6 protein-coding genes are annotated in these 11,288 nt (G+C 48.0%); all 6 read right to left on the bottom strand.

Annotated elements, in window-relative coordinates; translation table 11 throughout:
* Positions 1–408: 408 nt before the first annotated feature.
* Positions 409–2,130 carry an ATP-binding protein gene (locus ACWQXP_RS03200; protein ID WP_454061396.1) on the bottom strand — a complete coding sequence of 574 codons (1,722 nt, stop codon included), beginning with the start codon at positions 2,128–2,130 and terminating at the stop codon, positions 409–411.
* A gap of 226 nt (positions 2,131–2,356) precedes the next feature.
* A complete protein-coding gene (locus ACWQXP_RS03195; RefSeq protein ID WP_454061395.1) occupies positions 2,357–4,093 on the bottom strand; it encodes an ATP-binding protein in 1,737 nt (578 codons plus the stop codon).
* A 329-nt stretch (positions 4,094–4,422) separates the two neighbouring features.
* Positions 4,423–4,878: a response regulator gene (locus ACWQXP_RS03190; RefSeq protein ID WP_454061394.1), complete on the bottom strand. Its 456-nt coding sequence runs from the start codon at positions 4,876–4,878 to the stop codon at positions 4,423–4,425.
* A 12-nt stretch (positions 4,879–4,890) separates the two neighbouring features.
* A complete protein-coding gene (locus tag ACWQXP_RS03185) occupies positions 4,891–6,708 on the bottom strand; it encodes a PAS domain-containing protein (protein ID WP_454061393.1) in 1,818 nt (605 codons plus the stop codon).
* 201 nt (positions 6,709–6,909) lie between these two features.
* The gene (locus ACWQXP_RS03180) at positions 6,910–7,392 is read right to left on the bottom strand and encodes a GAF domain-containing protein (protein WP_454061392.1); all 483 of its coding nucleotides are present in this window, start codon (positions 7,390–7,392) and stop codon (positions 6,910–6,912) included.
* Positions 7,393–7,407: 15 nt separating this feature from the next.
* Positions 7,408–11,007, bottom strand: coding sequence for a chemotaxis protein CheB (locus tag ACWQXP_RS03175; RefSeq protein WP_454061391.1), 3,600 nt, complete (start codon positions 11,005–11,007; stop codon positions 7,408–7,410).
* Between the last annotated feature and the right edge of the window lie 281 nt (positions 11,008–11,288).

The following is an 11,288-nucleotide window of genomic DNA, read 5'->3' as shown; positions in this document are numbered from 1 at the left end:
TGCCAGAAAGATGAATTTATTTTCTGAAGCTCAAAATAGTGCCAAAGGCTTTGCTCTCCATTCCGCAGAGCGACGATTAGCCTCCTTGCAGGTCAACCTGGCAAAGAGAACGGAAATTCATGAAGTTATGCACCGGTGAAGATCGACGACGAATCGAATTCTTTACATTCAACGGTACTGAGAATTTTCAATCTGGGCATCGAGATCTCCGTGAGTGAAAAAAATGAGGTATCTTGATGTCTCAATGGAGCAATTCGACTTCTGAGAAACAGATAATGAAGGCGAGTGAATTGTGGAAGAAAAAAAGACGACGAGAAGTTCTTGTCAGCTGGCGGGCACTAACGTACCCACCGTTCCCTGGGAATTTTTCCTTTTTCCTAAACAGACCCCAGTCCTACTCCGAGCACATTAAACAAGGATTTCTTTCACTTTTTCAAGAAGGGTATCAAGTGAATAGGGCTTTTGGATAAATCCATCAATCGGCTGTTGTTCATTCAAACCAGTCACCACGACCTCTTCCGTATAGCCACTTGAAAGAATGACAGGCACATCTGTAGATATTTCGCGCATCCCTATTAAGACTTGTTTTCCATTCAGGCCTGGCATGGTCAAATCTAACAGCACACCAGTCAGATCCTCCGCATGCTCTTCGAATAGCCGCAGGCCTTCAAAGCCATTTCGAGCCGTCAAGACGGTAAACCCCAACTGCCCAAGGAACATCTCCGTCGTCAGACAAATTTCTTCTTCATCGTCGACGACCAAAAAGAGACCATGGCCCCGACACGAATCATCGGTCTCTGAGGACACCTCCGGAGCAGGAAGAATGTCTTGATCCTGAGCGACGGGAAAGAGCACACGAAAAGTGCTGCCATGCCCAACCTCGCTTGAGACATGAACGGCTCCGCCGTGCGTCCGCGTGATTCCAACCAAAGAAGCCAGGCCCAACCCCCGACCGATAAATTTACTCGTGAAAAATGGATCAAAAATATTCTTCATCATTTCAGGATTAATCCCGACGCCATTGTCTTTCACCTCCACATAGACTACATCACCATCAGGCACATCTGCGGCCAAATGACAGCGCGATAGATAGGCACGATCCACCACCATCATCCCCGTGGTCAAGGTAATCCTGCCACTGGCATTGGAGAAGGACTCAGAAGCATTCGTGATTAGATTTAACACAATCTGTCGGAGTTGTGAGGGATCACCTTCAATCCTGGGGAGTTTGGCATCTAAGGCAAAGGTGAGCACGGTTCCTTTTGAAATAGCGTCTTCAAGGAGATGTCCTAATTCCTTAATGAGATCGGTCAGATTAACAGGTTGACGCGTTAGGGGCTCACGCCCGGCATAAGCTAACATTTGATTCGCGAGTTCTCCTCCACTCAATGCCGCTTTCTCAATTTTTTTAAAATGAGTGATTGCTTGACTCTCTGTGGTCAACCCTCGAATTCCAAGCCTGGCATGGGAAGAGATTGCAGCCAGCAAATTATTAAAATCATGAGCAATCCCTCCAGCCAACACTCCGAGACTTTCTAATTTTTGCGCATGGTGCAGTTGCTCTTCCAATTGCTTGCGTTTGGTCATGTCCATCATCGCTGTACGGCATTCGGCGACTCGTTTGCCGTGGCCATGCATGGGAACACTTTCAAGAATGACACACAACCGTTTCCCATCGAAATGCTCAAACTCCAGTTCAACGGAGTCAGAAAATGCACCAGAAAATATCTTTTTGAGATGAGTGGAAAACGCCTTTTGGTAATCCGGCTTCACACGAAGCGACATCCGAGTCTGAGTGAGGTGCTTGCGATCAAACCCAAGCATTTCAGCACCCGTAATGTTGATCTCAAGAATGATACTCTGCCAGTTGAGAGTGAAATACCCGATAGGTGCACCTTCAAAGAGATCAAAGTATTTATGATTCGATCGTTCAAGTTCTTCCTGCATTTGGCGTAATTCTTCATTTTGTGCTCGCAACTCTTCTTGATGAATCGTCAAATTTTCCAGTGTGTCTTCTAACTGCTTCTGGATGGTTGCCCGTTGTGCATCTCGAGCTCGTAACGATTCCATCTCAGTCTGTGCTCGTTGAATTTCCACTCGTAACTGCGAAGTGGTTTTTCCTGCGGTCATAGAACATCCTCCTTGCATAGGAATTCCAACGTCAATTTCCGTACACTGGCCCACACTCACGAAAAACTGTAGTATGTCGATTGTCTAAAGCGCTACACGATCACTGTGTAGCTCCTCTCCACTTCTCACAAGGTACCATGCGAAAGCGTTGAAGGAATAATCGAGTTCAGATGTGGAAGCGGAACACCACGAGAATGGAGGAAGAGGCCTCCATGCTCTAAGATGTTTATTCCACAGACAACGCCTCCTGAATCACATGATCGAGTTCAGCAATGACTAACGGTTTCATAAGATAGGCAAAAATACCCATTTCCTTCGCCTTGTCTGGGGTCATGACATGACTAAAGCCCGTCATAAGGATAATGGGGAGGTCAGGCCGGAGCACCAACAGCTGTTTGGCCAAATCTTCACCCGTAAGCCTGGGCATCGTTTGATCAGTGACTACCGTATCGAAGTCATCGGGATTCTTCTTAATGATCATCAATGCTTCCGCTCCACTTCCACATGCCACAACATCGTATCCCAATTGTTGCAGGAGCTCCTCCCCCATTCGAACCAATGCCGCCTCATCATCAACAAAAAGAATACGCCCGTTTTTTCGAGGCTTCGAGGGAAGAGGCTGGAAAACCTCAACAGGTGCATCGACATGGATCGGGAGGTAGACCGCAATCGTTGTGCCGTGAACGCCTGTCTTTTCTACCTGAATCATTCCATTATGGGTGGCAATGATGCCATGCACCATTGCCAAACCCATCCCGGTCCCTTCACCGATGTCTTTGGTTGTAAAGAACGGATCAAAAATCCGCTCTTGGACTTCCCTGGACATGCCTGATCCTGTATCTGAGATGGTGAGATAAAGATGGGACCCAGGTTTGAGCGGAGGATGCTGTCTTGCCCATTCGAGCGATACCTCGACCTCTCGCATGTTGATATCTAGGCCTCCCCCAGTTTTGCGCATCGCGTATTCAGCATTGGTACACAAATTAATAAGCACTTGATGCAATTCGGTTGGATCGCCGTACACGCATGTTGATTGAGCTTTCAATGAGGTACGGATGTGGATCGTCGAGGGTAACGTGGCTCGTAGCAGATGAAGGGCTTCCTGAATCACCGAATTCATGGTCACCGCCTGTTTTTCAGTTTCCGCTTGACGACTAAACATCAAAATCTGTTTGACCAGATCTCTGGCTCGAAATCCGGCAACTAGCACTTCACTCAGATTCGATCGTAAAGGACTGGCGGCCGGAAGTTTCCCCTGAACAATTTCCGTGTAGCCCAGAATCCCCATCAGAATGTTGTTGAAATCATGCGCAATGCCTCCAGCTAAAGTCCCAATGGCTTCCATTTTGTGTGTTTGACGAAGCCGTCGTTCCGTACGAAGCAACATTTCCTCTGCGTGTTTTCGTTCGGTGATGTCTATCAACGCGGTCTGGAACCGCCGCATGCCCCGTTGTTCATCAATTAAGACACTTTCAACTTTGGTATGGACCACTCGCCCACTACTATGCAAACATTCCACTTCGGCAGACGCCGAGGTCGCCACCCCAGAAATGCTGCGTAAGTGCGCAGAGAACGGCAGTCGGGTCGGCTGAGTCAAATACGGAAGAAGGGGGTTCCCAATAAGATAGTCCCGACTGTACCCCAATAATTCCGCGCCTTTATTATTTACCTTCTGCACGTTTCCATGTTGATCGAGGATAAAGTAGCCAATTGGTGCAGATTCAAAGAGATTCACATACTGCTGGCGAGACTCCTCAAGATCTTCTTGTGTTTGGCGAAGCGATTCATTTTGCGTTCGAAGTTCCTCTTGATGGATATTTAGATTTTCCAAGGTGTTTTGGAGTTTGGATTCTACATGCTGGAAACGAGCAAGCTGTGCTCGAAAATCAGCATTTTCACGCTGGAGATCCAACAACTCAAATCCTGGACCAGCGCTGAGTTTTTTGCTACGGACACGACTCATAGAACATTCCCTATACTCATGACGTCAGCGAGCCATTCGACCTGCGCCGGATTTATTGTAGGCGGGAGCCACGCACAGTGATCCCAGTTCACCAAGAGGAAGCTGTCCTCCATGATTTCGTACGCTATTAAATCATGCTCAAGAAAACAGTGGAGCAAGTTTTTGTTGAAAAGGTCTGTTATGAAACCTGAGTAATGGAAGAGGAAGGGAGCGGGAAAAAATAAATGCTAGACGTATATAATATGACAACCATATCAAACTTTATATGCTCGATCAATACATCATGTCGTCTGGAGCGAAAATCTACCCACACAATATCCAACGGGTCCTTACCCATCAGATTTCGGTGGTAATGTCACAATCGAAAACCAAAACCCTTCCATCATTTTGACAGCTTGAATTAATCCCTCGACGTTCATGGGTTTGGTAATATAGGCATTGGCATGAAGGTCATACGACTTCAACACATCTGCTTCCGCCGTCGATGTGGTCAAAATCACAACGGGTATGGAGCGGAGGTCTGGAGTCTGCTTGATTTCTTTGAGGACCTCACGCCCGTCCTTTTTGGGAATGTTCAGATCCAAAAGAATTAAATCAGGCCTCGGAGCGTCAAAGTAGGGTGTTTCCTTCCGGAGTACCGCCATCGCTTGAACGCCATCGTTCGCCACCTGAATATTGTTTAAGACTTTGGCATCTTTCAACGCCTTCTTGATGAGGAGCACATCGCCAGGGCTGTCTTCGATGAGCAAAAGGTCAATCGCTCGAATGTTTAATGGTGCATTCATATCAACCGATCCCTATTTATGAGGAATGGTAAAATAAAAGGTACTCCCGGCCCCGAACTCCGAATCAACCCAAATTTTGCCGCGGTGATGTCCGATGATTTTATGACAAATGGACAACCCAATGCCACTACCGGGATACTCGGATTTCTGATTGAGGCGCTGAAACATGTCGAATATCTGTTCATGGTACGCGGCCTCAATCCCAATACCGTTATCCGCCACGGAAAACTGCCAGGCCTCTTCCTGGTGTACAGCCCCAACGTGGATAATGGGCGATTGCGGACCACAGAATTTCAACCCATTACTGATCAGATTTTGAAAAACTTGCGCGAGTCGATTACCGTCCGCGAGAACGGTCGGGAGAGGATCATGGGTGACCATAGCCTGCTTGTCTGCAATGGCTTCGCCAAGGTTCAAGAGTGCTTCATTCAACAGGTCTTCGCAATCCGTTGGGTTGAGCGTCTTCTCGATGTTCCCTAATTGGGAATACTCCAAAAGCCCATCAATCAACGTCCGCATGCGCGCCGCTCCATCCACCACATAGTCAATATATTCATGAGCCTCCGCATCCAAACGACCGTGATACTCTGTGGCAAGAAGTTGGATAAAGCTACTAATCATGCGAAGTGGCTCCTGAAGATCATGGGACGCCACGTAGGCGAATCGTTGCAATTCTGTATTCGAGCGCGCTAGCTTGGCACGTTGTTGAAGCAACACACGTTCTATGTGTTTTTGGTCAGTAATGTCCACATTCACACCCGTCATTCGTATCGGTCGTCCCTCCGTATTGCGAAAGACATGGGCAAAGGCCCGAATGTGGTGAATGGAGTGATCAGGCCACCTAACTCGAAATTGCGTGTTATAGAGACTGTTGCCTTTAAGGGCTTCCTGTAATTCGGCTTTGGCTTGAGCAGCGTCATCGGGATGGAGACTCTGTATCCAGGCTTTATAGTCACCAGAGTATGTATCCTCGGAGATTCCGTAAAGAGCATACATGGTGTCGTCCCAGGTCAGCACATCGTTAATGACGTCCCAGTCCCAAATACCAATATGGCCTGATTGTGTGGCAATTTGCAGGCGTTCGGAGAGGCGGTTGATTTCGTCTCGACGCTTTTTGGGCTCCGTAATATCCGAAAACGTGACGACGGCTCCTTCGATCGTACCCTGTTCATTACGGATCGGCGTACTCGTGTATTCAACCGGAAAACTGGTGCCGTCTTTTCGCCAGAGCACTTCATCGTCTACATGATGGACGGGGACGTCCATGAAGGCGGCCGACATCGGGCAGTCCTCGCCCTGACAGGGTGTCCCATCCGGCTTCGTGGAATGAATAGTCGCATGCATAGGAGAGCCAAGAAGTTCCTCAGGGGAATACCCCAACATCTGCGCTGCTACAGGATTCACAAAAGTGGCCTTACCTTCTAAATCTAATCCAAAAATTCCTTCTCCAGCGCAAGTGAGAAGTAATTCATTCCGGCGATGAAGGACCTGCAGCAGTGATGTTTGTATCCCCCTCATCACGATAAAAGCTGTCGTCCACACTGCCAAAATTGAAATGATACGATTAACACTGACTTTCCATACACTGTCCCCAATTGGAGATTGCCACCATCCCAGAAAAATTAAGAGAGTGGATACCACTGCGAATATCCAGGTTGTTTGCGAAGAATTTAATTTTAAAGTTGCGACAATAGGCAATACGTACAGAACACCGGTCGCCACGCCCAGGGGCGTCAGGAGGTCAGCAGTACTCGCTCCTATCAGCAAAAGAAGAGAGAGACTCACGTCTTGAACATTTTTGCCCGTGGGCGGCCATATATCCCTACTCATTTTTGATGTCCCAGGTAGTCTTCAGTACCAAGAAGCACAAACCGGAAGAAGAACGAGGTTGGGTTCACCTGATCAACCTTTCTTCAGAAGTGCCTGGTGAACATGAGAATCATCACGTGACGCGCCAACGGCTGCAACGCCATGTGCAAGGATTGATTGAGCCAAATCGAGTGGGACCCGATCAATCACACAAAGCGTACCTCACGTATGATCAGCGTTGGGTACCAATGGCGCGTCAGTATAAAACCGAATCTGTCGGTCTTTGGTCACGAGAGGATTATCCGCAAATCTCAGTTCAGTCGCAAAATCGCGAACAACTAATATCTGCTGCGCGAGGATCGCGTGAGGGCAAAACCCAATATCCTGAGACGTTTCACTCGCACTGAAACCCACCGTTGACTTAAACCATTGTCGCGCTGGATCAATGAAACTGATGATCGCAATAGGTGTTTGGCAAATATGTGACGCCGGGAAGGTCAGGTCATCAAACTGGAGTTTCGACGGCGTATCAAAGATGGAATTCGCCGAAAGGGCTTGAAGTCTCACAGGGTCATCAGATGGCAGAGGCGCACTGTACATAAAGTTTGGATGCTCTGCTCCTTTGTGCTTTTTGTTCGTCACAAGAACAGGGGTCTCATACCAGAGCAACCCCAAGGCTTTTCCTACCATACCAATATCGATCATGTGTCCGCCTCGCTGTTATCTGATTTCTCGACCTTCCATAATCAGTGAGTTCGCCTTCCCAAATTCGCCTTTAAAACCTCTGAAGGAGAGATCAATGGTCATAGTCTTTTCCTCGCTCCCAACGAATTCACCTGTGAAGCGCGCAAAAGAGCCGCCATGCATGACCGAGGCAATCGCATGCTTAAGCTGATTCGTGGCGACGCTACTCATGACTTTCAATGGCCCTTCCCAGAGTAGTTTCCCTACCACGTCTTTGGCGTCCACTCCACAGAAATTTAACATCGTCTGATTGACTTCTCGTACCGTGCCATCTGTGTCTAGAATGGCCATAAATTGAAATGCCGAGTTGAAGACAGCTCGAAACTGTTGTTCGTGCTCACGGATTGCTGACTCAGCTTGCTTTCGGTCTGTGATATCTTTAGCGATGCCCACTATCCTGACAACGCGTCCCTCTGCATCGGACACAGGAAAGGCTTGGTCCCAGATCCACCGTACAGTCCCATCAGGTTGGAGGATACGAAAATCCTGACTAAACGTCCCATTTGCAGCTTTGTCGAAAAACGCATGTTGTGTACCCGCGCGATCTTCAGGATGAATGGCATCAATCCAATCAAGCCCTCGGTCATACAGACTTTGACATGACCGTCCCCAGATTTTCTCATAGGCCGGACTAACATACTGTATCGTTTTACCTGTCGAGTCAGCCACCCAAAACACGTCATGGATATGCTCAGTAATTTGGCGAAACCGTCCTTCACTTTCCCGGAGAGCCTGCTCAGCCAAAAGATCAGTCGTCTTGTCGATGAACATCAACACGGCTCCTACTGTCTGCTGGTTCGGCGCTCGATACGGCAAAACTTGAAACAGGTAAGTCATATCGCCATGTTGAAATTCCCGACTTCTTGCTCGTTCCTTATTGACCACTTCCTGCACGTCTTCCCGAAGAAACGGCATATCGAGACGGGTCGGAATCGTTGTGAGCGCATGGCCAAGATGCTCTTCTGACATCTCGAAGAGCGCGGTTGCCGCTGGAGTAAACCGGGTGAGACGGCATGATTTGTCAACCACGACCAGGCCAAATCCAATCGCCTCTTGAATATTTTCGAGGTCCGTGTTGGCCAAACTCAATTCAGCCGAACGTTCCTGAATCTCTTCATTCAGCGTCGTTAATTCTTCATTGGTCGATTGCAACTCTTCATTCGAGGTTTCTAACTCTTCATTCGAGGATTGGAGTTCTTCGTTGGCGGACTGGAGTTCTTCATTCAACGATTGGAGTTCTTCGTTGGCAGTTTCCAGTTCCTCCACGGTGGTTTGCAGATGCTCTTGTGTGGCCACCAAATCCCTTTCAAGTTCTTTGATGCGTTCATCGACCATACCTTTCGTACTGCGAATGGTCAGCTTCACAGGTTTGACCGTGAGAATAGATTCGAAAAATATCACGATGGCACCTGCCTGACGACTCTCACTCTTGATCGGCCGAAGATGTAATCGGATGGTCTCCGCTTTCCCCTTCATATTGAGGATAAGATTCTTTGTCGACAGTGGAATCTGCTCACGGGTACACTTTATTAGTATGGACCGTAATTCTGCTCGTAAATCAGGCCGGATCATGGCCAGCACGTTGAGCCCGGCCTCTCCCTGGGCCAAAGTCAGATACGAACTCACCTCACCCCGAACAAGGATGACATTCATGTGATCGTCTACTACGACCCCAGGATGCCCATACGCCTCGGCCGCTATCTTGTTGACCACATCACCAAGTGACGGCTCTTTGACTGCTCGCGCTTTCCCGGGACTCAGTGGTTTGAAATGCTGGAGAGCCAGAGGACCGACTTGGACACGCCGGGTTCGCCCTCCTCCTCCGCGACGCCGAAAGATTTTCGACTTTTTTTCAACCGGAGAAAAGAGGTCGATAAATTGCCCTGTTGACTCCGACTTCCCAAGGAACAAATACCCATTTGGATTCAAAATATAATGAAAAATCGGCAAGAGGCGTTGTTGGAGATGCGGCGAAAAGTATATGAGGACATTTCGGCAACTGACGAGATCAAGACGAGAAAATGGTGGATCTTTGACAAGATCTTGCCGAGAAAACACGACCATCTCACGTATTGCTTTTACCACCCGATAATGATTTTCGGTTCGGGTAAAATATTTTCCCACGATAGCTTTTGGGACATCGACAATGGCCGCTTCCGGATACAAGCCTTTTCTCGCTCGAGCTAGGGCATCGGTATCAATATCCGTCGCAAAAATATTCACTTTTAATGTTCGATTTTTTCGAGCCAGCGAATCGGCCACCAGCATCGCGATTGAATAGGCTTCTTCGCCGCTGGCACAACCGGCTACCCACATCCTCAGATTGTCTCCCTCGCTTTTGCTATCGACGATTTGATCAATCACATCCTTGAGTACCCCATAGGCTTGGGAATCTCGGAAAAGGCTAGTGACTGAAATAATGATGTCTTTATAGAGCGCATCAAGCTCACCTGGCGAAGTCTCCGCTAATTCAAGGTATTCCGTCACATCGTGGATCTTGTGGACAGCCATTCGCCGTCCTATTCGCCGATGAATCGTATTTTGCTTATACTCGGAAAAATCACATCCGGTACTCTGATGCAATCGTGCATAGAGCGTTTGTAACGCCTTGACTGAAGCTTCTTCCTTAATTAACAATGGAAGTCGCGTGGGATAGACGAGGATTCCAGGAAGCTCCCGGCCAATTTCTGGTGAGGGAAGAATGAGATCAACACATCCCGTATCAATAGACGTCTTCGGCATGCCGTCATATTTGGCTGTTACGGGATCTTGAACAATAATGAATCCCCCTGCCGCCTTGATCGCTTTCACGCCATGTGCTCCATCAGACCCTGTTCCAGACAGAATGATGCCTACGGCTCGCTCTGCCAATTCTTCCCCGAGAGACGAGAAAAAGATATCGATGGATGGTTTAGGCCCTACTGAACCCGGACGAGGCTGAGCGAGAATGAGTTTCCCTTGTTCAAATAATACATTACGATCTGGGGGCGTAATGTAAATGGTGCCAGGCCTAGGGATCGTTCCATCTCTCAGTTCTAGGATGGGCATTTCTGAATGTCGACTCAACAGTGTCACCAACATACTGGGATGTTTGGGATCCAAATGTTGTGCTAGGACATAGGTAATCTGATTCGTATAGGGAAGCGTTGGGATGAGCACTTGGAGTGCCTCCAACCCACCGGCAGAGGCTCCAATGCCAACCACCACCAGCTCGTCACCTCGAGCTGGTGGTGCGGTGACGATCTCAAGATCATCTGGCTGCGCGGCAAGTTGACTCGATGACACTCGTCGCGGGCGAGGGCGGGCTTGGTCGGCTGCCTTAGACTTCGCGGGCTCGGAATTAGGTACTTCGGGCTTGAGTGGGACAGGTTTCTTCTTGCGACCAGAAACCTTGGACGAGGTCTTTTTTTTCAATGGAACACGTCCGGATTGAGGGAGGACTTCGACTATAAGCTTGGCCTTCGCTGTCTTGGGTTTTGCTTTATTCTTAGTTAGCTTCGAATTTGTTTTATTTTTAGGGGGAACCTTCTTGGCAACAAAAGCTGTTTGAGAAGAGGTCTTTTTTTTCTCAGACATGGTTTTGGATTTCATTACTCAATATTCATTCCCTTGCCGAGGTTTTTTATAATTTGTTCTCTGCTTTTGACGACACGAATAAACTCTAAATTAACAGATAAAGGATAATGCTGGAAGATTTAAATTGTATCTTTCTGCTTGATTTATAGCAAATTATTGAAACGATTCAGAAAACTACCAAAATCTGTCTCCCGGACATTTCACCAGGAGTGATTTATGGAAGAAAAAATGACGATGAGAAGTTCTTGTCAGCTGGCGGGCACTAACGTACCCACCGTTCC

This window comes from Candidatus Nitrospira salsa, assembly GCF_965152625.1.
Note: the sequence above shows the minus strand (reverse complement) of the source record. Positions and strands in the feature narration are given on the sequence as shown.